This window comes from uncultured Deefgea sp., from assembly GCF_947072475.1.
GTDB lineage: Bacteria > Pseudomonadota > Gammaproteobacteria > Burkholderiales > Chitinibacteraceae > Deefgea.
In genome coordinates this window covers 1-25129 of record NZ_CAMTIA010000030.1, presented here as the reverse complement: position 1 = coordinate 25129, position 25129 = coordinate 1, and the positions used below count along the sequence as shown (strand labels likewise).

Annotated in this window: 23 protein-coding genes and 1 tRNA gene; 13 read left to right on the top strand and 11 right to left on the bottom strand. The window is 47.8% G+C overall.

From position 1 onward, the window contains the following. Positions 1-3: 3 nt before the first annotated feature. Entirely contained in the window at positions 4-1893 is a 1890-nt protein-coding gene (locus tag Q0V82_RS10670; RefSeq protein WP_297575578.1) for an ATP-binding cassette domain-containing protein, read from the bottom strand. Between the two features lie 105 nt (positions 1894-1998). Here Q0V82_RS10670 and Q0V82_RS10665 point away from each other — a divergent pair, with 105 nt between their 5' ends. The 3 genes from Q0V82_RS10665 to Q0V82_RS10655 all read left to right on the top strand — a co-directional run bounded on the left by Q0V82_RS10665 (position 1999) and on the right by Q0V82_RS10655 (position 5970). Then, on the top strand, positions 1999-3438 hold the full coding sequence (locus tag Q0V82_RS10665; RefSeq protein WP_297575576.1) for a transglycosylase SLT domain-containing protein: 1440 nt from the start codon (positions 1999-2001) through the stop codon (positions 3436-3438). A 231-nt stretch (positions 3439-3669) separates the two neighbouring features. Continuing rightward, positions 3670-5109 (top strand): pyruvate kinase, encoded by a 1440-nt coding sequence (pyk, locus tag Q0V82_RS10660; RefSeq protein WP_297575575.1) that lies wholly within the window; start codon positions 3670-3672, stop codon positions 5107-5109. Positions 5110-5238: 129 nt separating this feature from the next. Next, complete coding sequence (locus Q0V82_RS10655) at positions 5239-5970, top strand: pseudouridine synthase (RefSeq protein WP_297575574.1); 732 nt, start codon at positions 5239-5241, stop codon at positions 5968-5970. 65 nt (positions 5971-6035) lie between these two features. Here Q0V82_RS10655 and Q0V82_RS10650 read toward each other — a convergent pair whose 3' ends face one another. After that, on the bottom strand, positions 6036-7136 hold the full coding sequence (locus Q0V82_RS10650; protein ID WP_297575573.1) for an HD domain-containing phosphohydrolase: 1101 nt from the start codon (positions 7134-7136) through the stop codon (positions 6036-6038). A gap of 237 nt (positions 7137-7373) precedes the next feature. Here Q0V82_RS10650 and Q0V82_RS10645 point away from each other — a divergent pair, with 237 nt between their 5' ends. Together Q0V82_RS10645 and Q0V82_RS10640 are read left to right on the top strand one after the other, a co-directional pair. Then, on the top strand, positions 7374-8000 hold the full coding sequence (locus Q0V82_RS10645) for a YceH family protein (protein ID WP_297575572.1): 627 nt from the start codon (positions 7374-7376) through the stop codon (positions 7998-8000). 216 nt (positions 8001-8216) lie between these two features. After that, positions 8217-8420 (top strand): cold-shock protein, encoded by a 204-nt coding sequence (locus tag Q0V82_RS10640; RefSeq protein WP_173533694.1) that lies wholly within the window; start codon positions 8217-8219, stop codon positions 8418-8420. Positions 8421-8480: 60 nt separating this feature from the next. Here Q0V82_RS10640 and Q0V82_RS10635 read toward each other — a convergent pair whose 3' ends face one another. Next, the gene (locus Q0V82_RS10635) at positions 8481-9056 is read right to left on the bottom strand and encodes a lysophospholipid acyltransferase family protein (protein ID WP_297575570.1); all 576 of its coding nucleotides are present in this window, start codon (positions 9054-9056) and stop codon (positions 8481-8483) included. Further along, a complete protein-coding gene (locus Q0V82_RS10630) occupies positions 9056-9331 on the bottom strand; it encodes a hypothetical protein (protein WP_297575568.1) in 276 nt (91 codons plus the stop codon). Before Q0V82_RS10630 ends, Q0V82_RS10635 begins: the two co-directional genes overlap by 1 nt. A gap of 263 nt (positions 9332-9594) precedes the next feature. Between Q0V82_RS10630 and pgk the strand changes: the two genes are divergently transcribed. Continuing rightward, the gene (gene pgk / locus Q0V82_RS10625; protein ID WP_297575566.1) at positions 9595-10827 is read left to right on the top strand and encodes a phosphoglycerate kinase; all 1233 of its coding nucleotides are present in this window, start codon (positions 9595-9597) and stop codon (positions 10825-10827) included. Positions 10828-10925: 98 nt separating this feature from the next. Here the strand turns inward: pgk and Q0V82_RS10620 are convergent, their stop codons facing one another. Next, a complete protein-coding gene (locus tag Q0V82_RS10620; protein WP_297575565.1) occupies positions 10926-11474 on the bottom strand; it encodes an NADPH-dependent FMN reductase in 549 nt (182 codons plus the stop codon). A 375-nt stretch (positions 11475-11849) separates the two neighbouring features. On the opposite strand from Q0V82_RS10620, the gene Q0V82_RS10615 reads away from it, so the two are divergent. From Q0V82_RS10615 to Q0V82_RS10605, 3 genes are all read left to right on the top strand, one after another. Then, positions 11850-12899 carry a hypothetical protein gene (locus tag Q0V82_RS10615; RefSeq protein WP_297575563.1) on the top strand — a complete coding sequence of 350 codons (1050 nt, stop codon included), beginning with the start codon at positions 11850-11852 and terminating at the stop codon, positions 12897-12899. A gap of 75 nt (positions 12900-12974) precedes the next feature. Further along, positions 12975-13796, top strand: a complete 822-nt coding sequence (locus Q0V82_RS10610) for a response regulator (protein WP_297575561.1) — start codon at positions 12975-12977, stop codon at positions 13794-13796. Between the two features lie 218 nt (positions 13797-14014). Next, positions 14015-15319 carry an NAD(P)/FAD-dependent oxidoreductase gene (locus Q0V82_RS10605; RefSeq protein ID WP_297575559.1) on the top strand — a complete coding sequence of 435 codons (1305 nt, stop codon included), beginning with the start codon at positions 14015-14017 and terminating at the stop codon, positions 15317-15319. Positions 15320-15405: 86 nt separating this feature from the next. On the opposite strand, the gene Q0V82_RS10600 is transcribed toward Q0V82_RS10605, so the two are convergent. From Q0V82_RS10600 to Q0V82_RS10585, 4 genes are all read right to left on the bottom strand, one after another. Then, positions 15406-15804: a carbohydrate-binding protein gene (locus tag Q0V82_RS10600; protein ID WP_297575557.1), complete on the bottom strand. Its 399-nt coding sequence runs from the start codon at positions 15802-15804 to the stop codon at positions 15406-15408. Positions 15805-16022: 218 nt separating this feature from the next. Further along, positions 16023-16613: an acetate uptake transporter gene (locus Q0V82_RS10595; protein WP_297575555.1), complete on the bottom strand. Its 591-nt coding sequence runs from the start codon at positions 16611-16613 to the stop codon at positions 16023-16025. A 97-nt stretch (positions 16614-16710) separates the two neighbouring features. Next, on the bottom strand, positions 16711-17586 hold the full coding sequence (rarD, locus tag Q0V82_RS10590) for an EamA family transporter RarD (RefSeq protein ID WP_297575553.1): 876 nt from the start codon (positions 17584-17586) through the stop codon (positions 16711-16713). Positions 17587-17652: 66 nt separating this feature from the next. Next, entirely contained in the window at positions 17653-18123 is a 471-nt protein-coding gene (locus Q0V82_RS10585; RefSeq protein ID WP_297575552.1) for an SRPBCC family protein, read from the bottom strand. Positions 18124-18255: 132 nt separating this feature from the next. Between Q0V82_RS10585 and Q0V82_RS10580 the strand changes: the two genes are divergently transcribed. Together Q0V82_RS10580 and Q0V82_RS10575 are read left to right on the top strand one after the other, a co-directional pair. Further along, positions 18256-18332 (top strand) — tRNA-Arg (locus tag Q0V82_RS10580). A gap of 166 nt (positions 18333-18498) precedes the next feature. Beyond that, positions 18499-20901 (top strand): EAL domain-containing protein, encoded by a 2403-nt coding sequence (locus Q0V82_RS10575; RefSeq protein ID WP_297575551.1) that lies wholly within the window; start codon positions 18499-18501, stop codon positions 20899-20901. 304 nt (positions 20902-21205) lie between these two features. On the opposite strand, the gene Q0V82_RS10570 is transcribed toward Q0V82_RS10575, so the two are convergent. Both Q0V82_RS10570 and Q0V82_RS10565 read right to left on the bottom strand, forming a co-directional pair. After that, entirely contained in the window at positions 21206-21718 is a 513-nt protein-coding gene (locus Q0V82_RS10570; RefSeq protein ID WP_297575550.1) for an AAA family ATPase, read from the bottom strand. Positions 21719-21949: 231 nt separating this feature from the next. Continuing rightward, entirely contained in the window at positions 21950-22831 is an 882-nt protein-coding gene (locus Q0V82_RS10565; RefSeq protein WP_297575549.1) for a hypothetical protein, read from the bottom strand. A 213-nt stretch (positions 22832-23044) separates the two neighbouring features. Between Q0V82_RS10565 and Q0V82_RS10560 the strand changes: the two genes are divergently transcribed. Further along, positions 23045-23650, top strand: a complete 606-nt coding sequence (locus tag Q0V82_RS10560; RefSeq protein ID WP_297575548.1) for a peroxiredoxin — start codon at positions 23045-23047, stop codon at positions 23648-23650. 95 nt (positions 23651-23745) lie between these two features. After that, a complete protein-coding gene (zapE, locus tag Q0V82_RS10555; protein ID WP_297575545.1) occupies positions 23746-24897 on the top strand; it encodes a cell division protein ZapE in 1152 nt (383 codons plus the stop codon). Positions 24898-25129: the final 232 nt, after the last annotated feature.

Genomic DNA, 25129 nt, shown 5'->3' with positions numbered 1-25129 from the left:
CTTTTATTTGGCCTCTAAAGCTTCCCAGCGTTCCATTTTTTCAATGGTGATTGCATCAATCTCATCGATTCTAGCCTGCATTGCTTTGGCCTTTGCAGGAGAATCGCGATAAATTGCTGGATCAAGCAAAGATTGTTGTAATTCTGTCTGTTCTTGCTCGAGCAATGCGATTTCTTTAGGAATGCTTTCTAATTCACGGGATTCATTAAAGCTTAATTTGGTTTTTGGCGTTTTGCTGCGCTCAACCGGTTTGCTTTCTTTATTGCTGTTGGTTTTATTGTTAGGCTCACGGCTGGCGAGCATGCGTGCTTTGGCATCAATCCAGTCTTGATAACCACCGACGTTTTCAATGATTTGGCCGTTAGGTTCAAAGACGATGGTTTGGGTTACGACATTATCGAGAAAGGCGCGATCATGGCTGACCAAGAAAACAGTGCCTGGGTATTCATCGAGTAATTGCTCCAGTAGTTCTAGCGTTTCAATGTCCAAATCATTGGTGGGTTCATCGAGTACTAAAACGTTTGCTGGACGGGTAAACAAACGCGCTAACAATAAGCGATTGCGCTCGCCACCAGAGAGTGATTTAACCGGGCTACGCGCTCGCTCGGCGGGGAACAAAAATTGTTCCAAATAACCCATGATGTGTTTGCGCTGACCACCGATTTCTACGAAGTCATCGCCTTGGCTGACGGAGTCGGCGACGGATTTTTCTTCGTCAAGTTGTTCGCGGAACTGATCGAAATAAGCCACTTGGATCTTGGTGCCGGCTTTGACTGAACCGGTATCGGGTTCAAGCTCACCTAGAATCATTTTAAGTAAGGTGGTTTTACCCGCGCCGTTCGGGCCAATCAGGCCGATTTTGTCACCGCGTAAGATGCGGGTACTAAAGTCTTTGATAAGGACTTTATCGCCGTAGGCTTTGCTGACGTTTTCCAGTTCAGCGACAATTTTGCCGCTGCGATCGCCGGCTTCAACTTGGAACTCCACTTTACCGAGGCGCTCACGACGTTCCGAGCGATCACGGCGTAATTGTTCAAGGCGACGAACGCGGCCTTCGTTGCGGGTGCGGCGTGCTTTGACACCTTGGCGAATCCAGACTTCTTCGGCCGCAAGGTCTTTATCAAACTTTTTATTATTCACTTCTTCTTGCGCGATGAGTTCTTCTTTTTTGGCTTCATAAGCCGCAAAGTTACCCGGGAAACTGACGATATTGCCGCGGTCGAGCTCAATAATACGGTTACTTACATTATCCAAAAAGCGGCGGTCATGGGTAATAAACAACACGCTGCCACCAAAGCCTTTGAGCATGGTTTCTAACCATTCAATCGCGCTGACATCCAAATGATTGGTGGGCTCGTCGAGCAGCAAGACTTGGGGCTCGGTCACCAAAGCGCGCGCAATGGCGACGCGTTTTTTCCAGCCGCCAGAGAGTGCTGAAATCAAGGTTTCGGGCGGTAGGCTCAATTGCGACATGGTGGTCGAAATGAGTGAATCTAAGCGCCAGCCATCTTGGCTTTCCAGCTCATGCTGGATGTCGGTTAGGCGATCGAGGCTTTCTTGGCTGTCGTCCAAGTGATCGAGTGCGGCATGGTAATCGAGCAAGATTTGGCGAATATTACCAAGGCCTTCGGCAACCGCTTCAAATACAGTGTGCTCGGGGTTGAGCATGGGCTCTTGCGGAACAAAAGCCATTCTTGCATTGTCAACTAAACGAATCGTGCCTTCGTCGAGCTTTTGTACGCCAGCGATGGCTTTGAGTAGTGACGATTTGCCTGCACCATTGCGGCCAATTAAACCAACCCGCTCTCCAGGCTCTAAAACAAGGCCAGCGCCATCTAAGAGTGGCCAGTGACCAAAGGCGAGGTGGGCGTTTTCAACCAGTAACAAGGGCATAACAGACTCTTTAATTTGCAATTTAAGCGGCGATTATACGGGTGTGTTGGGTCTTCGGCACGTTAACGATTAGAATCGTGCTCAATCTCATTGTGGAGTAGCGGGATGAAACGACTCGTTCTGTGCGTCATATTGCTGTGTGTGGCCAGTCTCGCTGGAGCGAGTCAGGCTAAGCCTGGCAAGGTTAAAACCGCCGTCGCTAGTGTAAAAAGCACCCATCCGGTACTCAAAGCAAAAAGTGCTTTGGCGCAAGCGGGCGCATTTGATGTGAATAATCCACCAGAGCGGATTCGCGTGTTGGTGGGATTGGGGGCGTCGACGTATTTTTTAAAAGATGGCCGCCCTCATGGCTTAGAGTATGCCTTGCTAAAAGGTTTTGAGTCTGAACTCAATCGCAATCGCGCCAAAGGTCTGCCACCGATTCGGATTCAATTTATTCCTATGGATAGTGGCGAGTTGATTCCGGCGTTGCTGGCAGGCAAGGGCGATATTGCAGCAGGGTTGATGCCGATTACTGAAGGCGCTCGTTCCTTGGTCGCATTTTCTGCGCCTTATGCTCAGGATGAATGGTGTTTGCTGGGGCCTAAATCGAGTGATGTACCTCGTTTTGAGGCTTTGGCTGAGACGCCGCTGGTGCTGAGTTCGAGTAGCTTGGGACGTCGATTGTTGGCCGGCCAAGGCGAATTAAGTGGCCTCACGTTTGAGGATCCGCCAATCGGACAGTCGGTTGAGTCGTTGTTGGCGGAAATCAATGCCGGCAAAGCGGCGTATACCGTGATGAGTCGGGCGGTTTTAAAATTGTGGGGTGAGCGATTTAAAACGGTTCAAGTGGGGAGTTGCTTGGCAGAAACGGTGGATTTAGCGTGGGCGACGCGGTCAACAGATAGTGGATTACTCGCGGCGTTAAATCGCTATATAGCAACGAAAAAAGTATCGATGGATGCTGCGATCCGCGCAACCCAGCGTTTTTTGCCGGTGGATGCCAAAGCTGCGCGTTCTGAAGCGATTTCACCGCTGGATAAATTGGGCTTTTTTATGCCGATGTTTCAGACCATTGCGGCGGCGAATAATTTAGATTGGATGCTGCTGGCGGCGATTGGGCAAAAAGAAACCAAATTAAATCCGGTGGTGCGTAAAAATGGCCCGACAGGGGTGATGCAAGTCAATCCATCAACGGCAAGGGCGATGGGGGTGAGTGATCCGCATGGCAATGAGGGCAATATTACTGCGGCGGCTAAGTATCTGGCTTACTTGCGTAAAATGTTTAGTCGGCAAGGGATTACGGAAGACAATCAATTGTATTTTATGATTGCCGCGTATAACGCCGGAGAGGGGCGATTAGCGCAGATTAGAAATCGAACGAAGGCACAAGGCTTAGATCCCAATGTTTGGCTGGGTAATGTTGAAAAAACGGCAATGAACCAAGTGAGTAAAGGGATGGTCGATTATGTTTCGGCGGTGAACCGTTATTATCTGGCGTATCAATCGGCAGAAAAAACGGTCGCTAAAAAGGCCAGCCACGCTGTTGGCAAAAATACCCAGTAGTGGTTTGAAACCCTATTGGGGTATATCATTACAGACTAACTACTGTAACGCATAGCTGTTAATACATTAGATATGTATTTTCTTTGGCGATGATGCACTCGACCGATGGTGTCTGAGTGGTTTAATTTACAATCGCCATCTACAGTTTTCCTGTTTTTTATCATGTTTTTGCGCGCTGAAGTCGCGTATTGTTGGCCGATGTTTTTGGCCACTCATTGGAGATTTAAAAGTATGCAATGCGGTACTAAGATTGTTGCCACCCTCGGCCCTGCGTCGAATGATCCAGCGGTGCTGGAAAGTCTCATCGTTGCGGGTGTGAATACCGTACGTTTGAATTTCTCTCATGGTACAGCGCAAGACCATACTGATCGCGCGGCAATGGTTCGCTCGATTGCGGCTAAGTTGGGTAAGTCGGTGGCTGTTTTGGCTGACTTGCAAGGCCCAAAAATCCGCGTTGGTAAATTTGAAAAAAATAAAATTGAGCTCAAAAAAGGCGCCAAATTTATTTTGGATGCGGAATGTGAATTGGGTAACCAAGACACCGTGGGTTTGGATTACAAAGAATTGCCAAATGACGTGGAAGCGGGCGTTGAGTTGTTGCTGGATGATGGCAAGATTCAATTGATCGTTGACTCTGTGATTGGTGCCAAAGTCTTCACCACGGTGACTGTCGGTGGCGTGCTGTCAAACAATAAAGGCATTAACCGCAAAGGCGGTGGTTTGACTGCACCTGCATTGACAGCCAAAGACATGGAAGACATTAAAACTGCTGCGGCTTTGCAGGCAGATTATGTTGCGGTTTCATTTCCAAAGTCAGCGGCTGATATGTATATGGCGCGCACGTTACTCCGCGCAGCGGGCGGCCACGGCGCTTTGATTGCCAAAATCGAACGCACCGAAGCGATTACTAATTTGGAAGAAATTCTGGCCGCATCGGATGGCATTATGGTTGCGCGGGGTGATTTGGCGGTTGAAGTGGGTGATGCCACGGTGCCAGCACTGCAAAAACGCATGATCAAGATGGCGCGTAAAATGCACAAGTTGAGCATTACTGCGACGCAAATGATGGAGTCAATGATCGAAAGCCCAGTACCAACAAGGGCTGAAGTGTCTGATTGCGCCAATGCGGTGCTCGATGGTACTGATGCCGTGATGTTGTCGGCGGAATCAGCAGCGGGTAAATATCCACTTGAAGCGGTACAAGCGATGGCGCGGACTTGCTTTGAAGCGGAGCGCTCTGGTGAGTGCAAAGTTGAGGCTGAGTTTGACAATGTGAGCGACTTTTCGCGTATTGATGAAGCGGTTGCGATGTCGGCTTTGTATGCCGCTAGCAAGTTGCCAATTAAAGCGATTGTATGTATTTCACATTCTGGTGCATCTGCATTGTGGTTATCGCGTTACAATACCGGTGTGCCAATTTATGTGTTTACACAAGAATTGAATACCTATCGTAAATTAGCGTTGTTCCGCCACGTTCGACCGATCATGATGGATCCGAAAGTAGGTGCTGATCGTGAAGAGCAATTGGCGTCTGCCCAGCTGGAGTTGCTACGTGCTGGTGTTGTGATTCCAGGTGATAAATTAGTGGTGACTTTGGGTGTGCACAAATCTGGTGTTGGCTCGGGTGCAAACACAATGCGTATCGTACAAGTGGGTAGCGGCACGCGTTAATTGGTGCTTTGCTGACACAAACCGGCCTAAGGGCCGGTTTTTTGTTTTTTAATCGGTAGATTGTTGGCGATGGTTAAGTCCCGCGCAATGTGCCCATAATGAATCGTTATTTTTAATAAGGAAACCCCAATGACGCAAGAACTGATTCGTCTTTCCAAACGCATGGTCGAACTTGGCCTGTGCTCGCGTCGTGAGGCCGATGAGTTGATTGAACTGGGGCGCGTGACTGTGGATGGTCTAGTTGTTGATCAACTGGGTAGTCGTGTGACGACAGAGCAGAAGGTGGTCGTACTGGCGGTTAAAATGCAGCTGCATAAACAACCTGATCGAGTAACGCTGTTGATGAACAAGCCGGTTGCATATGCCGCTTGGCCAGAAGCTGAAGGTGAGACGTGGCAGACGCTATTGAATACTGAACATCGAGATGCGAGTGATCGCACTGGTTTTGTACTGTTAAAAAAGGCGCTCCCTCATTTGCACGTGCCGTGTGGTTTAGATTCTGCCGCGCAAGGATTGCTGGTGCTGACGCAAGATACGCGGCTGATGCGTTCTTTGGCGACCGAGTTAGAGCAAGAATATTTGTTGTGGTTTGATGGCGAGCTTAGCGCTGAGTCGTTAAAGCTCATGAATAGTCGAACTAAGTTTGATGGCGCTGTTTTAAAACCTTATAAAATCACGCGACAAAGCGATCAGCAATTGCGGATTGTTTTGCGAGCGGCGATACCTGATTTCTTACCGGCCTTATGTGAGTCGGTCGGCATTCAAGTGCGCTCATACAAGCGCATTCGAATTGGCCGAATTGGTTTGGGCAGTTTGACTGAGGGGCAGTGGCGATTTTTGCAAAGCAATGAGCGATTTTAAATCGCCGATCGGTTGTGATTGATCAGTTGGGTTGGATTTTGGGCTTTATGCGCTGACGCCCAATCTTATTTGTTTTCGAGCATTTGCCGTATGACCTGATTAAAGGGCGCGATCCATTCGGCAGAAAATTGCCGATCAGATGCGTTGATTTCAGCGATCGCTCGTAATATTGAGCGTTGCTGCCCACGATGGCTATGGCGTAATAAAATCGAATCAAAAGCATCAACAATGGCTAGAATTTTCGCGCCGTCACATATTTCAGCGTGTTTCAGTTGGTTGGGATAGCCGCTGCCATTGGGTTTTTCATGGTGTTGAATAATCATTTGTGCCGCGTCTTGCCAACCGACCATTCTGGCGGTGATTCCAGCCCCCCAGGCTGGATGAAAATTAATTTTTTGGCGTGCGGACTCATCAAGCGCTTCAATTTTTAACCAGTAGTTTTCTGGTAAAAACATCATGCCGATGTCGTGTAGATAAATCGCCGCTTCGAGCTGGGTTGGATTGACTCGACTTCCCGCAGCCCGATTGGTTTCAAGCGCCAACTCAAGATTTCTTGCGGTACGACCTGCAAATAAAACTGAGCGCGCTTCAAGCTGTAATGCGAGCTGATGAAAGAAGTTCAGGTCTTCGTGGCGTTCTGCATTATTACGTGCGGCATTGCTGGCGTCTCTTTGTGGTAGTTTACTCAATCCCGGTCGAAATCCAGTAACGGTCTCTATAAGACGTATAGCGCTGGCATCAATGCTGTCTGCGCCTTGCAGAGACAAACCCTCTAGGCCTAGCGCTAATGTTGGTAGCGCTAATGCAGCGGCTGATTCATTGTCCCCAAGTAGTTCAATGGTTTGCTCGAGTCGATCTAAGGTGAGTAAGATGACCTCGGCAAGTAGGTCGCTAAAGACTAATTCATTACTGCGCATTCGCGACAAAATGGTTTCAACACCATGAATCAAGGGAATAATAAACGGCAGGCGACAGAGCCCCGCATCGCCTTTGATATTGTGAAACAAACGAAATAATTGTGTGATACGACTGAGGTCGTCCGGGGTTTGCTTGAGCTCGGCGAGGAGGTTTTCTATTTGTGGTGCGGAGTCGATCAGCCCGTCACGAAAGTCAACAAATGCACTCCAGTCGATAACTTGTGGATTTTGTAGTCCTTGGGTTTCCATTGTGTGACCTAGCCTTGGTTGAAATCAGTTGATTGAGGTTGAGGTGGTTTTCTAATCTTGCCTTGCTGGCATCACTTATCCAGAACGATATCTTGCTTGGTGAAAAGATCAGTATGTAAATAAATTTAATCACTGTATTTTGATTTTGTGCTGATTTTACTAAAGCATGCGGTATTTATAGTTTTGATTTGAGCATGAAGCGAAGATAATGTGTTTATTTAGCAAGGAGCTGGCTCAATGATTGAAGCGAATAAATTAAATCAGTTAGAAATACGACTACTTGGCGCTTTAATCGAAAAACAACACACCGTACCGGACTCATATCCTTTAACGTTGAATGCTTTGCTTGCGGCTTGCAATCAAAAATCTAGTCGCGAGCCGGTGATTGAAGCGACAGAAGCCGAGCTGCTTGTTGCTCTCGATCGTTTGCGTGAGCAAGGTTGGGTGGTAGAAGTGAATAAGGGCCGTGTACTGCGCTATGAGCAGGCATTGGCTAAGGTGTTGTGTATTCCGAGTCAATCGGTCGCGCTATTGGCTGTGCTGATGTTACGTGGACCGCAAACGTCGGGGGAGTTGCGCTTAAATTGCGAACGTTTGCACCGATTTGCTGATATTTCGGCGGTTGAAGGGTTTTTAGAGGAGCTCGCCGCACGGCAATCTGCGGCTTTGGTGTTGCAAATGCCAAAACAAGCCGGTGCGAGAGAGTGTCGTTGGTGTCATTTATTGGCCGGGGAGCCACCTTTGGTGTCGGTGGAAATACCGCAATTGGGTCTCGTGGCACGCGTTGCTCATTTGGAGCTGGAAGTTGAAAATTTAAAGGCGATGATGGTCGATGTTCTGGAAAAACAAAGTGTGAGGCCTTAAAAACAGTCCGGTTTTCAGTAAATATTGACTTAATCCACTCTTTTTAGCGAAAAACCTCAAATAATGCTTGCCAGCAGCGGCGCGCTCAGCGAAGATACGAGCTGCAGGATCTTCAAGTAGTGGATGTGTGTGATGTAGTGGCCTTGCCGTACCGCAGTGCTTCATTTCCCTTGATTTTCGTGCTTTATATTTATTTTATTTTTAGGGAAATACAAAATGGCTCAAGGTACAGTTAAGTGGTTCAACGATTCTAAAGGCTTCGGCTTCATCACTCCAGATGAAGGCGGCGAAGATTTGTTTGCTCACTTCTCACAAATCAACTCTAAAGGTTTCAAAACTTTAGCTGAAGGCCAAAAAGTTTCGTTTGACGTTACTACTGGTCCTAAAGGCAAGCAAGCATCAAACATTCAACCAGTTTAATTACTCGGTTTGTTGATGTAGAAAAAAACCCAGCTTGCTGGGTTTTTTTACGTCGACATCTTATTGGTACTGAGGATTTTTTCCGCTGATGCCCTGATAAAAATGCTGAATCACCAGCATGTCGGCCTCAATATCGCCTGTTGGATAAAAAACCATACCACAACCACCGGTTTTTTCTTTGAAGTCAATATATCCCAATACGATGGGTACATTGGCTTTCAATGCGATATAGTAAAATCCGGTTTTCCAACGATGTACTTTTTGCCGCGTGCCTTCCGGTGGAATGGCAATGATGAGGCGCTCACTGCGTTGATAAATATCGGCAATTTGCTCAACTAAAGAGTTCGACTTGCGTCGATCAACAGAAATCCCGCCGAGCCAGCGCGCTAAAAATCCAAGTGGACCGACAAATAAAGTATGTTTGCCCATCCAGTAGACTTTTTGCCGTGCAATAAAACACAATGCCAGCCCAATGGGGAAATCCCAGTTGCTGGTATGTGGCGCAGCGATGAGTACATATTTATCTAGCGCAGGAAAGTCACCTTTTAGGCGCCACCCTAATGAGTTGAGCAACCATTTTGATAGCCTTGGCATTACATCACGAATGATGGGCGTATCAAAAATGGTGCGTTGCATTATTTAGCGAGGCCGGTTTGAATCAACTCAGCCACCAAATCATTAAGTGTCATTTCACGTTCTGAGCAACGGGCGTGTAGCTCTTGTACGAGATCTTTGTTGAGTTTGCAGGCAAATGGTACCAAGCCTTTGGCTTGATCTTGTTTGCGCTGTTCTTTCTTGTCGAGCATGGTTATTGCTGCTTGGCCAAAACGAGCAGGGGCATTGGCTGCACCTAGATCATTGTGTAGCTTTTCAGCTTTGCGTTTTTCTAGTTCAAATTTCTTCATTGACATGATAGTTCCTTTGTAAGCGTCGCTATTCTAAGGCTTTGGGCGCTGCTCGTCGCTTACAATTTGCTCGAATGGTGGTTCAATGGCGCTAAAAACTAAGTTGATGGGGTCGGTTGGCGGTTGGTAGTCGAGAAAATCTAGTATTAATACGTAGTATTTCCCATGTTGTGTGCAGATAAACTGAGAATCGACAACGTTTTTAGCGCTGGTTCTTGCTACAATCGGCACTTGATATAATTCACCCGCGCTTAATTGGAGAACTGTGTATGGCTAAGTTATTTATTGAAGACCTCGATCTTGCAGGCAAACGTGTTCTGATCCGTGTTGACTTTAACGTGCCAGTTAAAAATGGTGTGGTTGAAAGTGATAAGCGTATTCGCGCCGCATTGCCAACGATTCGTTATGCCTTAGCGCAAGGTGCTTCAGTGATTTTGATGTCACATTTGGGCCGCCCGAATGGACAGAAAGTAGAAAAATACAGCTTAGCGCCCGTTGCTGCGCGTTTAACTGAGTTGCTCGGTAGCCCAGTACAATTTTTGAACGATTGTGTCGGCGCAGAAGTAGAAGCGGCGTGTGCTGCGGTTCAGCCTGGCCAAGTGGTCTTGCTGGAAAACGTGCGTTTCCATATTGAAGAAGAAGGCAAGGCCAAAGACGCTGACGGCAATTCAGTTAAAGCCGATCCAGCGCAAGTGGCTGCATTTCGCGCCAGCTTGTCTAAATTGGGCGATGTGTTTGTCAATGACGCATTTGGTACGGCTCACCGCGCACATTCTTCAATGGTGGGCGTCGATTTGCCACGTGCTGCGGGTTACTTGCTGAAAAAAGAACTCGACTTTTTGGGTGAAGCGGTCAATAAGCCAGTTCGTCCTTTGGTGGCGATTATTGGTGGTTCGAAAATCTCCGGCAAAATCGACGTGATTCAAGCCTTGTTGCCAAAAGTGGATAAATTGATCATTGGCGGCGGTATGGCGTTTACTTTCTTGAAAGCGCAAGGCTACGAGATTGGTAAATCATTGTGCGAAAACGACAAGGTTGATTTGGCACGTGAATTGATTGCCCAAGCGGGTGATAAGTTGGTATTGCCAAGCGACACTATGGTGACACGCGCTTTAAATTTTGATGCTCGTACTTTGGATGGTTTGGTTGAAGTTGCGTCCACAGCGATTCCTGCTGATCAAGAAGGTGTGGATATCGGCCCGGCTTCTTGCGCGCGGTACGCTGAGATTATCAAGTCAGCGAAAACGGTATTGTGGAATGGCCCGATGGGCGTCTTTGAAATTGATGCTTCGGCGGTTGGTACATTCGCCATTGCACATGCTTTAGTAGAAGCCACAGCCAATGGCGCAATTACCATCGTCGGTGGTGGTGATTCAGTGGCGGCGGTTGAAAAAGCCGGTCTTGAAGATCAAGTGAGCCATGTTTCTACTGGTGGTGGCGCATCACTTGAATTCTTGGAAGGCAAGGCGCTACCAGGCGTTGATGCTTTAACCGATAAGTAATATTGATTTGTTGTACTTATAAATGCAAAACACCCTCGAGAGATCGAGGGTGTTTTTTTATGGCTGCTTATGTCGATTTTCGAGCTTGAATCCGTACTTTACTTACGCAGTTGCAGCGACCAAGTAGCGAGTGCGGCTAATAATTGTTTTACGCCATCTTGAATTCGTTCGTCGGTCAGGTTGCCATCGGCATCAAATTGCCCAGCAAACGCATTGGCAAACACTTCGGGCTTATTAATGGGATGGATGTCAGTAAAGACAAAAACTTGGCGTAAATGATATTGAGCGCGCGAGGTGCCCATGCCGCCGCCAGAGCCCATTACAGCGGCCGCTTTGCCGCCAAGCAAGGCGTTGTCTGGCGCGCGTGAAGCCCAGTCGATGGCGTTTTTAAGCGCGGGTGAAATTGAGTAGTTGTATTCGGGTCCAGCAAACAAAAAAGCATCTGCCGTAGCAAATTGCGCGAGTAGTGTTTTAACCGCAGTAGGTTGCTCAGTGATGTCGGCGTTATAAAAAGGGACATCAGATAAATCGGCGATTTCAATTTGCATGCCTTCCGGTGTATTGGCTTGCGCGTAGCGAAGTAGGCCTTTATTGCTCGATTTGCTGCGTAAGCTGCCGCTGAGGGCGAGTACTTTGGTCGTTGGCATTCTGCTGTATTCCTATTGGAGTAATCTGTGTGTATCGTAGTCCATAGGTATTTGATTGAATAGCAAAAAGACTTGTGTAAGTCATTCAGTTAAATTGAATGGCAGGTCGTTGATTCTTTTAAATTAATGTGTTGAGGTATTGATTTTAATTGCCCTGATTCGCGATCCATCTCAGCTAAAAATGCTAAAACTGGATTAACTGACACAAATTTCTCTTATTAAACTCGCATTCGCTGACAAACCGATGGCGATAGACGTCACGATTTTTGTGGTTTTATGTGGTTAAAATATCATTAGCCTGATTGGGTATTGCCATCTAGTCTATATATTATTTAGTCTTGATGGATATACCCCATATTTATGGTGAGGTTAATTATGCGTTTATTTCGCGTGCAAGCGCCGCAGACGATTCCTTTGCATGGGCCGCGCCCGAGCACTGGGGTTGATGTGGCCTCGCTTTGCATTGTGGCCAGCTTGCTGTTGGCAATTTTTTTATTGCATCTTGTGCCGGCATTGCTGGCCGGTATGCTGGTCTTTTTATTGATTCAAGCTTTGGCTGGGCTGACTTTAGGTGCTTTGTCGATGGCGTGGAGTCGGTGGCTGGCGCTGGCTTTGTTGTCAGGATTGGTGATTACATCGCTGGTCTTTTTGATTTTAGCCATATTGACCCTGATGAAGTCAGAGTACGGCTTGATTGCCTTGCTGAGTAAAATGGCGCAGATCATTGCGCAAGCCAAAGGGGTTTTACCGGCCTGGCTCAGCCAAGACTGGCCCAGTAGTCCGACGGGTATTCAGGCTGAATTGCTGAATCTATTGCATCACCATGTTGCGCAGCTGCAGGCGACAGGCAAAGAGTTGGGGGTTTTGTTCGCCCATAGTGTGGTTGGGATGGTGATTGGCGGCATTGTGGCTTTGAGCGAAGTCGGTCGGCGTGATCAGTTGGGGTGCTTAAGTCAGGCGCTGCTTATTCGGGTGCAGGGCTTTGCCTTGGCGTTTCGTGTGGTGATGGTTGCGCAATTGAAAATATCTTTGATTAATACCGCGTTGGCGAGCGTGTATTTGTTACTGATTTTGCCAGCAGTCGGTGTTCATTTGCCATTTGTTAAAACGATGCTGGTTTTAACTTTTATTTTGGGCTTACTACCGATCGTGGGAAATTTACTTTCTAATGCCATTATTGTGACGGTCAGTCTTTCGCAATCGTTGTCGATTGCAATTGCATCGCTGGTGTTTTTGGTTTTGATTCATAAAGGGGAGTATTTTTTAAATGCACACATCATTGGCACTCAAATTCGTGCCAAAGCTTGGGAGTTATTACTGGCGATGCTGTTGATGGAGGCGATGTTGGGTGTGGCGGGATTGGTGATGGCCGCCGTTTTGTATGCCTATCTAAAAGCTGAGTTGCGCTTACATCAATTGCTTTGAATTTTCCTTTGTTTTTCTTGCTCACGCTGTAAAGTCTCCGCTATAAAGAAAGAATGTCTTAATTGGGTGGCTCAAATGAGTTCATTTTATGTACCTAGTGATTTACGCGCTTTAGTGGTTGAGCCGTCAGCAGTACAAGGTAAGGTCGTGGAGGCGTGCTTACTCGAATTGGGCATCGTCAATGTGCGTTGGGTTGAAACCGCCAGTGCCGCCCTCGCATTGCTGCAACCCTTGACCGCGCAATCACCTAATTTGATTTTAAGTGCTTTGTATTTATCGGATATGACCGGTGTTCAATTACTGACGCAATTGCGTGAGCATGCTGAAACGCAAGATTTAGCGTTTATTTTGATTTCAAGTGAAATGCGGACTCAGGTGCTCGAGCCGGTACGGCAGCTGGGTGCTTGCGCAATATTGCCTAAACCATTTAGCAATGAACATTTAAATAACGCGTTAATGATGACCTTGGATTATTTAACGGTTGATCATTCGCTCGAAGAGCATGAAATTGAGTTGGAATATATTCGGGTTTTATTGGTGGATGATTCACGCGCCGCCCGAAATTACATGCGAAAAGTGCTAGAAAACCTGGGGATTCGTAATATCACTGAGGCAGAGAACGGCAAAGAGGGCAAAGACTTGCTAGAAGACAGTGCTTTTGATTTGTTAATCACCGATTACAATATGCCCGAAATGGATGGTCAGGCATTAATTGAATATGTACGCACTCAAAGCTGGCAAAGTCAGTTGCCGATTTTAATGGTTTCTTCTGAGACCGATGGTGGTCGATTGGCCGCGATCGAGCAGGCGGGGGTGTCAGGGATTTGTGATAAGCCTTTTGAGCCGGCGATGGTCAAGTCATTGTTAGAACGGGTGTTGGCCCCGCGTGTTGATTAGCGGCAGGTTTATTTTTAGTGGTATTGATTGCGAGCGCTTGATTCATCAGGCTCAGGTGGTGATACCCCGTAATTGAGATACCAGCTCGAAATGACGATGTAATTTTATCTTGATCATTTTGTCTTTTATTACGTATTAAAATTACAATCCATTGCATGCTCAAGGTATACTCAAGACACATTAATTCGCCTTGCGGCACGTCATTTGGGGAGCCTTTTATGAGCACAAAGTTGCATCGTATCGTCGTCGTTGGCGGCGGAGCTGGTGGTTTAGAGTTAGCCACTAAATTGGGACGCACTTTGGGCTCGGCCAAGCGAGCTAAAGTGGTGCTGGTCGATGGCTCAGCGACGCATATTTGGAAACCGTTATTGCACGAAGTGGCGACCGGTGCGCTCAATACCGGTGAGGACGAAGTCAATTATTTTGGTCATGCTTGGCGTAACCATTATCAATTTGAGTTTGGCTGGATGGCCGGTGTTGATCGTGAACGTAAGGTGATTCAAGTGGCGGCGGTGTTAGACCAAGAAGGCAAGCAAATCGCCGCACCGCGTGAAATTGCTTACGACACCTTGGTGTTGGCATTAGGGGCGATTGCCAATGATTTTGCAACGCCAGGCGCTAAAGAGCACTGCATGTTTTTGAATAACCCCGTTGAAGCCGAACAACTGCGTAAAAAAATCCTCGATCTCTCTTTTGCCGTCGGCATTTCAGGAAATTCAGTCCGTAAACTCAATATTGGCATTGTCGGTGGTGGCCCTACGGGCGTTGAATTGGCGGCTGAAATCGATCATACCATCCGTGAAATGCATATTTATGGTGCTGAATTGAGCCCAGCACAGCTAGAAATCACCATTATCGAAGGGATGAGTCGGATTTTAGCCGGCGCGCCGGAATCGCTTTCTGAATACGCGACCGAGTCTTTGGCTGAGCGCGGTATTTTAGTCGCTAATAATAGCCGCGTTGTCGAAGTGACCGAGCAAGGTTTTGTCTTGGCCGATGGCCGTCAAATTGACAGTGATATTCGAGTTTGGGTTGCAGGCGTTAAAGGGGCAGATTGGTTGACAACGTTGGGTTTAAAAACCAATCGCTTAAATCAAATTGAAGTGACCGCCACTTTGCAAACCTTAACCGACAAGCATATTTATGCGATTGGGGACTGCGCATCGTGCTCACCCAATGATGATGGTGTGATTTTGCCGGCGACGGCTCAGGTGGCGCATCAACAAGCAGAATGGCTAGCAGAAACGATTCAGCAACAATTGGCAGGGCGTGAAGTGTTGCCATTTGTATTTAAACCGCAAGGCATGATGGTGTCTTTGGGTAAGCATACGGCAGTGGGCAGTTTGGCGTCGATTGTTGGGCCTAAGCGTAATTATTATGTTGAAGGTCGTGGCGCGAAATTAATTTACGCTTCGCTGTACCGGATGCATCAAGCGGCAGTGCATGGTTGGATGTTGACCGGCTTGTTGTGGGTGGGGGATAAATTACGCCGCGTAGCTCGGCCATCGCTCAAGCTGCATTAAGCTGCATATTGTTGAATAAATAAAAAAAGCGCATCGATTGATGCGCTTTTTTTATTGCGAGGCGAAATTAAATGAGCGTCAATTAATTAGCGCCAATTGAGATCGCCATCTAATGCTTCCCACAGCGATGGCGCGGCAGTGGGATTCCAGTTGGCACCGCGCTCGGCTTTGTGCCCTTGGCGAACGCGATAGCTGCGGCCTTGATAATTCACGATCTGACCTTTGCTGTAGTACTTACCTTCTTGCCAGCCAAAACGACCGTTATTTCGACGCTCAACCGGTGCCCAGAGTGACGCTGCGGCTTCTGGATTCCAATTGGCGCCACGCTCAGCTTGATGGCCTTGACGTGCTTTATAAGTTTGGCCTTGATAACGCACAATCTCGCCTTGGCTGTAATGGCGGCCTTCGCGCCATGGGCTAGAGGCCCATGCGGAAGTGGCTAAAACCAAAAGTAGGGGAAATAATGCTTTGGTTTTCAATGACATGATAGCAACTCCAAGTGGTCAGTATCGTGAGTATTTCATGCTGCTGCATTCAACGACAATGTACTAGGTTACTTTTGGCGTTAAAAATCCGGTGTTTAACCTATTCACGCCAAAAGGGCGCGGAAGAAATAGGAAGGAACAGGAAGAAATAGGAAGAAATAAAAAGCCATTCAATCGCTGAATGGCTTTTTATTTACGCGGTCTTGATTTAGGCCCGATTAATGGCTTTTGCCGCCAAGGCATAAAATCGTTTTGCCGTACACTTCGTTGAGCACTTGTGCCATTGCAGTATAAATGGCCGATGCGCCGCACAATAAACCCACAAAGCCAGCGATTTGCTTAATCGTTGCTGATTCGCTGAAATCGCTGATCGCCAGCAAAGCAAATAACAGGGTCAAAGAACCAAAGATAAATTGCGATGCTTTATCCATTTTGAGTGTGCCGATAAACAAGAACGCAGTGAAAATACCCCACATCAATAAATACGCGCCCATGGCTGAGCTGGTTGCCGCTTCGGCTAAGCCCATTTCAGGTAGGACTAGCAAGCCAACCAATGACAGCCAGAAGCAGCCATATGAAGTAAATGCGGTCATCCCAAAGGTATTGCCTTTTTTCCATTCCAAAACGCCGGCGATGACTTGGGCTAGACCGCCATAAAAAATACCCATGGCTAAGATCATGGCGCTATTACCAAACAGGCCCAGATTGTGCAGGTTCAATAGCACAGTCGTCATGCCAAAGCCCATGAGGCCCAATGGCGCAGGGTTGGCAGTAAGGTCTTTCTCGGCAAATAGAGTTGGGGCCGTCATCTTGCGTATTCCTATAAATTGTCAATTAGAGCTGCTTTATACAGGGGCGCAATGATATAGGATTTGTAACCAATCAAGAAATAGTTGATTGGTATAATTATTTACTATTTCTGCGGTAATTGAACCAACCATCCATGGCATAAATCAGCAGGGCCAGCCAAATCAAACCAAAACCGATTAGTCGAACAAGATCAAAAGTTTCATGAAAGATAAACACACCAATTAATAGCTGTAGTGTCGGGCCGGTGTATTGCAAAATGCCGACCAAAGACAGTGGGATTTTTCTAGCGCCAGCAGCAAACAAAAGCAGTGGAATGGCGGTAATTGGGCCCGCCAACAAGACTAACGCTTGGGTGGAGATTGGAGCGCTTACAAAATCACTTTGACCTGTGGCGAGTAAATACACCATGGCAGCCAGCGCTATGGGAAATAACACCAAGGTTTCTAGCGACAACCCTTCAAGTGCGCCAAGTTGGGCGGTTTTTCGCAGTAAACCATATAGAGCGAAAGTACACGCTAAGATCAGCGCAATCCAAGGCAAATGGCCAGCTTGCCAGGTAAGCCAAGCAACGCCTGTTGCGGCAATGGCAATGGCCAGCCATTGGGCTGGGCGAAGGCGCTCGTGCAAAAAAATAACGCCTAGCAACACATTAATCAAAGGATTTATAAAATACCCTAGGCTGGCATCAACCACGCGCCCAGCATTGACGGCCCATATATAGGTATACCAGTTGCTGGCGAGTAAAACGGCGCTCAAGATAAAAACGCCAATCAGCTTGGGTTGTTTGAGTGCCGGTTTGAGCCACCCCCAGCGTTGCTTAATGAGTAGCACTGCGCTTAAAAAGACCAGCGACCAAATAAAGCGGTGCAGCACAATCTCTTCGGGGGCGATGCCATGCAGTGCTTTAAAATAAAGCGGAAATAAGCCCCAGATCAAAAAGGCCAGCAGGGTGTAAATAATGCCGAGTTGCATGCCGAGTGCCAAAAAGCGAAAAAAGCCTTTGAGTGTAATCTTTTTGGCTGCTCGGTGTCAGGTGATTTAGCCCAATTGCCCTGATGCGGCGAGCTCACGGATTTTGCGAACGGTATCAATATCGGTTTCACGCCATGCTGATTTAAGAAACTCAAGATAATGCGCTGTTTCCGGATCGGGAGAGTCGGGGTGCGGTGTGATATAGGTAAAACGAACAAACAGCGCTTCTGGACTGGGTTCTTCAATTTTCATGATCATTTGTCCGCCGCCATGCTCACTGCTGGCTGCGGTGTGATAGTGCACCCGCGTTGCGTGCTCATATTGGATTTTATCGATGACGGTGAGTTTGCCCATCACCATTTTGCGTTGCACCCAGTCTTGGCCGCGCTCAAGTAGTGTGACTTCATCGACGTGGTCCATAAACGCCATCGGCGATTCAGCGCGATAAACCAAGCCTTGCCACAGTTGTTGCCGAGTCAGTAAGGGCGTGAGCATTTGTGTTAGGTCGTTAATTTGGATGAGATGTTCAAATTGCATGTTGGCCGTCTCTGAAGTGGATTGGATTGGCGCATTATAGGCCGATTAATTGTCGAAATGGGCTTGACGATAGCGGATAGGCGCTGTATTATCACGCCTCTTTGTATGAATCAGCCTTTGATTCATGCCAGTGCGCCCGTAGCTCAGTTGGATAGAGTATCTGGCTACGAACCAGAGGGTCGGGCGTTCGAATCGCTCCGGGCGCACCATTTCTATTTATTTCCCCCTTTTTTTTCTTGCGTGATTTTTACAACCAGCCGTCTTGCTTGTTGTATTTGAATCAATCGTAGCATTTCCTAATATTCCTTACGGTTTTTGTTGTTTCTCAGTGGCTTGGCGTTTATTCTCGAGCACTTGTGATTTGGAACTCTCGGTGTGAAGCCCTTTTTGTTGTCTCGTTTAAGCACTTGGTATACCGAAAATCGTTTGGCGTGGCGTTTGGCGTGGTCAGTTTTTGCTGCCGGCTTGGTGGTCACGGTTTCGTTGACTTTGGTTTTGCTACAAGTTGAATACAATCGCGGGCTTTTAAAAGCCCGGGCAGATTTGCGAACTTTAGGGCATAGCGCCGTATCGCAATTGGCGAGTAATTTGTGGTTGGTTAATACCGAAGCGGTACATGGCCAATTAAACTCTCTGCGGCAAACGCGGGTGATTGATTACGTGCAATTGGTCGAAAACGACGGGCAAATTTACGCCTCTGGTGTCGATATTCAAGGTGCCGAGAACACGCTGACCGAAACCTTCCCGATTGCCTATTTGCATCCGCTCACCAATCAGCACGTTAGTCTGGGGCAGTTGAGCCTGACGGTTTCGCTCAAAGGCTTTAAAACCCAGTTGTTCGATCAATTTTTACGCTTACTATTGCTCGAAGGCTTTGGCATGGGCGCGGCGGGTTTATGCTTTTTGATTTTGTATCATCGCTTAATTGCCCGTCACTTAAGCCACATTGCGCAATACACCGGCCAGTTAAATTACAATTTACTCGCCGCGCCGCTCAAGTTGGCGCGCCGCGCCGAAAATGATGAATTGCAATCTTTAGTCCACGCGTTTAATCAAATGCGAATCAATCTGCAGCATGGCGTAAAGCAAAGAGAAGAAGCGCAGCGTGCTTTATATGTAGAAAAAGAATTGGCCGATGTGACGCTGATTTCAATTACCGACGCCATCTTAACCACCACGCCCGACTTTAAAATTAAATTACTCAACCCTGCTGCCGAGCGCCTGCTTGGCTGGTCGCAAAGCGAAGTGCGGGATCGGTGTGTTAGCCAAATCATCTGTCAGGGCGGCGACTTAAAAAGCGCTGATTTTTTTGCCGTCTTGCAGCATGCCAGAGAGCGCAATAAAGCCATTGCCCGGCAAACCGTGGCCTTGGCCAATCGAGCCGGTGAGCGATTTATTGTTGAATATGCGGTTGCGCCGATTAACGATCCGGATGGTCAGGTGGAAGGCATGGTGCTGGTGCTGCACGACGTGACCGAATCGCAAGCGCTGACCGAAAAGCTGGCGTACCAAGCCGACCATGATTACCTGACTGGCCTAACCAATCGCCGTGGTTTTGAGCGTGCGCTGATCGCCGCGCACCAGTTGGCCGTCGAAGCCAATCAGCAGCATATTTTAATGCTGCTCGATTTGGATCAATTTAAATTAGTCAACGATACCTGCGGGCATTTGGCTGGCGATGAATTGCTGCGTTTGGTCACCAATCTATTGCAAAGCTTAATGAGCACCGAAAATAGCTTATTAGGTCGTTTAGGCGGCGATGAATTTGGGATTTTGATTTCTGGCGACCAAATCCCGCAGGCGCAAAATTTGGCCGAGCGCATTTTGCATGCGCTGGCGCAATTTCGCTTTGTCTGGAAAGGTCGCCCACATGGCGTCACGGTGAGTATTGGTTTGGTCTTGATCGATTCACACTGCGTGAGCGCGCAAGAAGCGATGAGCCAAGCCGACATCGCTTGTTTTGCCGCCAAAGACGCCGGCCGCAATCGCCTGAGTTGGTACAGCCAAGACGATACTGAATTGCAAGAGCGGCATAATGAATTGCAATTATTGGCGACCTTAAAAGAAGCCATCGAGCAAAATCGCTTTCAATTGTATTACCAAAAAATTGAGCCATTTGACCGAGAGCTGCATCAACTGCCGCATTATGAAATTTTATTGCGCTTAGTCGATGCCAACGGCCGAATTATCCCGCCGGGGGCTTTTATTCCCGCTGCCGAGCGCTACGATATGATGGCTTTAATTGATTGCTGGGTAGTAGAGCACAGCTTGAAATACCTAGCGCAATGCAAACAGGAGCAGCGCGCATCACCGCAATTGGCAATTAATTTATCCGGCAAATCATTAAATAAAAAAACCTTGGCATTTATTTTGCAACAGCTGGATTTAACCGGTGTATCGCCAACGTTTGTTTGTTTTGAAATCACTGAGACGGCGGCAATCTCTAATTTAAAAGAATCGACGCAGTTTATTGAAACCTTACGTGCACGTGGCTGTATGTTTGCCTTGGATGATTTTGGTAGTGGTTTTTCATCGTTTAATTACCTTAAAACCTTACCAGTGGATTATTTAAAAATCGATGGCAGTTTAGTTACCGGCATTGTGGATGACCGGGTTGCTCGGCAAATGGTGATTGCCGTCAATGACATCGCGCACAGCTTGGGCTGCAAAACCATTGCCGAATTTGTCGAGACCGAAGAGATTTTGGCGCAATTGGCCACCATCGGCGTTGATTTTGCGCAGGGCTATTACTTTGGTGAGCCCGCCCCCTTGGTGTGATGTTGGCGGGTAGGGTATTGCTCGCAGTGCTTTTTATTATAATGGGTACAAAGCAATACCCATCACGTTCTGATGGTGTGTTGCAGCAAAGCTTGAATCATTGTGGCGAGGATGTTATTTCGGTTTGCTGCCTACTAGCGCGTCATCGATCGTGCTGGGTACGGACGATGACGGTGCGAGGTCTATTGTGCGGATTCTTATCAATTTATCCACCGTTCTTATTTGATGCCACCACCCACGCTCACGCATTGATCCAGTGGGTTGAGCGGCTGCACCCGATCCAAAGCGGTCGTTGATGCTTTTGTTACTCTTGTGGTGACAGCGATAGGCAATGAATAATTGTGTTTAAGGCTTGTTCAGCTGAAACATTGGCAGTGTCAATTAAAAGATGCTCGGACTCCCATTTGTCATACCGACGTTCAAGGACGCACTTCCAAGTCGGTAGATTATGGCCGATGATATCAGCTTGCCGCCCCTCAACTCTCTGACGGTGCTCAGTTGCATCTGAGCAAATCAACTCAATCTCGAAGATAGGTACATTTGTTTCGAGAGCGACACTCTTCCAAGCTTGACGCGTGACATGCAGCGAATTAACTGAGTCCGCGACTACGTTCAAGCCAATACGCAAATTATCTTGCGCAACTGCATATCCCGCCAGATAGCCAGCAGCTCCAATATCAGCTCCAACTTTCTGGGATGCGATAAGTGCTTGCTCTAGTGTATCTATGCGGAGATAAACCGCTGGTAACTTGCGTGCGAGTGCTTTCGCTATCGTTGTTTTTCCTGTACCTGGTAACCCTCCGAAAACAATCAACAATTTTTAGGCTCCTGTTTAATCAGATTTAGCATGACACTCCGGATATATTCTACAAACCACAATGACCGCTGTTGGCCGACTGCGGCCTGTCGCATAGTTTAAACCCGTCAATCAAAGTGAGCTGCGATCCAAGTTTGACTGTGGCTAAATTGGTAAGCTGCTTGGCGAGGCTCGATGAGTTTGGGTGGATAAATTGAATAAGATTCCGCAATTGGGTTTTAAGCCGTCGTTTTAATTGAGCCGTTCCCAGTTCCGGGTGACTGAGTTGAAAAAACCCGAGTCGCGATAGATTTTTTCGATGGTGCCTTGTTCCCGTAATTTAGCCAGACCCATATTGAGTGATTTGGCAACGTCACTGCCGATGGGTGAGGCTTTGCTGACAAAGAAATGTCGGCTGCCTTGTAGTCCTACTTTCACATTGGCAATCGGCACCAGTTTACGCCCACCGGCTTGCATCGATAAGTCCGGCGTCGGCTGAAATGGCGCGAGTAATACATCGGCGCGTTTTTTGCCCAACATGCCGACCATTGAATCCCAGCTTTGGGTTTTCAACACATGCTTAAATTTAATGGCCTCTAGCGTCGCGACATCGGGCAGCCAGCTCTCGGCTACCACGGCGGTGAGCGCTTGAATTTGCGGTAGTGTTTTAGATAGCCGCGCATCGGCATTGTCGGCGGTGGTATAAAGGCCCGCTTCAAATTCGCCTTGGCGTATGCTGGGCTCGCTAATAAACACTTTGTCGTTAATTTGCTTTAAATCGACCAGCCAAGCACTATTGCCGCCCAGCGTGGCCGATCCGGAAGTGATTTCTTTAATAAAGCGGTTATATGAATCGCTGGTATTGTCGACTTTCACGATTTTAATCGGGTACGTATTGCCACCGGCTTTGAGCGCCTGTTGCACTAACACCAATTCCACCACATCACGGCGCGAGCCTGAGCCGCCATATTGCGTGAGTGTGACCGGGTCACGCCCAGCAATAAATTGTTGGTAATCATTAAACACATCTTGTTGTGTCAGAATGGTAATGGTCTTTTCGTTAGCAAACCCAGGTAGACTCGACGCACAAAGTAATAAACCAGTCGTTATTTGAATGAATTTTGAGCCGATCATTGCAAGCCTTTGTGATGAAGGTGTCAGTTTTGCTATGATGGCAAGCTGTAAGAACATTGGCAAGCAAAGCCTGCGCCGTGCTGGGTATTGGGCAGGAATACGAAATAATCAGTAAAAATCACATGACTAGCCTTGAATTGAATCGGCACGCCCCGATATTTAAGCTACTCATGCTGTTCAACCCTTACGATTTAATTCCGCTAGGAGCATTACATGTCTGTACTCGTTGCGAAGCAAGCCCCTGATTTTACCGCCGCTGCTGTTTTAGGCTCGGGCGAGATCGTTGAAAACTACAATCTGAAATCGGTGATTAAAGATAAATACGCGGTTATTTTCTTTTACCCGCTTGATTTTACCTTCGTTTGCCCGTCAGAATTAATCGCTTTTGATCATCGTTTGGCTGAATTTAAAGCACGCAATGTAGAAGTGATTGGTATTTCGATCGACAGCCAATTCTCGCATTCGGCATGGCGCAATACCCCAGTAAATAAAGGCGGTATTGGCCCAGTTGGCTACACCTTGGTGGCCGATATCAAACACGAAATTTGCAAAGCCTACGACGTTGAATTGGCTGACGCTGGCGTGGCCTTGCGCGGTTCATTCTTGATCGACAAAGCCGGTGTGGTGCAGCACCAAGTGATCAATAACCTGCCATTGGGCCGTGATATTGACGAAATGCTCCGCGTAGTGGATGCCTTGCAATTTACTGAAGAGCACGGCGAAGTTTGCCCAGCCGGTTGGAACAAAGGCAAAAAAGGCATGACGGCATCGGCTGACGGTGTTGCCGATTACCTTGCGAACAACGCCGCAGCGTTGTAATTGATTTTTCGCTAAACGATAAAAACCCTGCCCCTGTTGCAGGGTTTTTTTTGCTATTGGTTTTTGAATTGCTTGGCTTTACCACGAGATTTTGTATGTCACAACATGTTATTGCGCCGCCCGCCGCTGGCATTAGTCCGCTCACTTGGTATCAATCGCTGGCAAGCCAAGAAGGCTTTATTAGCGACCAATCGCAAGCCACTGCGATTGATCATCTCGAAACGCTTTGGCAAGCTTTGGTGGTGTTTAAGCAAAAGCGCAATCGCCTGTTTGGCAAAAGTTTATTGCCGATGCCTGCACTACCGCGTGGCCTGTATTTTTGGGGCGGGGTGGGGCGTGGCAAAAGCTTTTTGATGGATGCGTTTTACGCCGGCTTACCGTTTAAGCGCAAAAGGCGGCTGCATTTTCATCATTTTATGCAGCAAATCCATAAAGATTTACGCGCCCAGCAAGGGCAAAACGATCCGCTGGGTAAAGTCGCCGCGCACTGGGCTAAGTCTTGCCGCGTGCTGTGTTTTGACGAATTTCATGTTTCCGACATTGCTGATGCGATGATTTTGGGGCGCTTAATGGAGCAGTTGTTTAGTCGTGGCGTGATCTTGGTAACGACCTCGAACTATCCACCGGATGGTCTGTACCCCAATGGCCTGCATCGGGCGAGTTTTTTGCCGACCATTGATCTCCTAAAAGCCAAACTTGACGTGCTTAATGTGGATGGTGGCCAAGATTTCCGCCTACGCACGCTGACTGCTGCACGCACTTATTTGTACCCCAATAACGCCGAGAATGAGCAGGAACTGACCGAGCTTTTTATCAAAATGGCCACCGCGCACGATGAAAGCCCCCAGATTGAAATCGAAGGCCGCAAGCTAAAAGCACGGCGCCGCGCCGGTGGCGCAATCTGGTTTGACTTTGCTGTGCTGTGTGGTGATGGCCGTGGCCAAGCCGATTATTTGGCCTTGGCGCAGGAATATCACACAGTGTTTTTATCCGGCCTGCCCAAACTGAGTGCCGAGCAAAGCAATCTAGCGCGCCGCTTTACTTGGCTGGTTGACGTGTTTTACGACAACCGCGTCAAACTCATCATCGCCGCTGATGTGCCAGTGGAAGAAGTCTACGTCGCCGGCTTGCAAGCATCCGAATTCTTTCGCACCGCCAGCCGCCTAAGTGAAATGCAATCCAAAGAATACCTCGCACTCGCGCACCAAACGTTAGAACAACAGACGGCTGGGGTGGTGGAGACGTGATTGGATTGATGTAGGTACGAATAGCGAAGCGTATTCGTACGCATGAAATAATGGTGATTAATCAGTATGGATAACGCGGCGATGCCTTCGATGTCGCTCAGCAGATTATTCAGCAAGGGTGGTGGTATGCGATTCGCGTGGCGCCGAGGTCTGCTGATTTGTTCAATTTAACATTCGAGCTGCAGCTATTTAAAATGCAAACACTTTTTCGTATCGCACTTGAACTCGACGC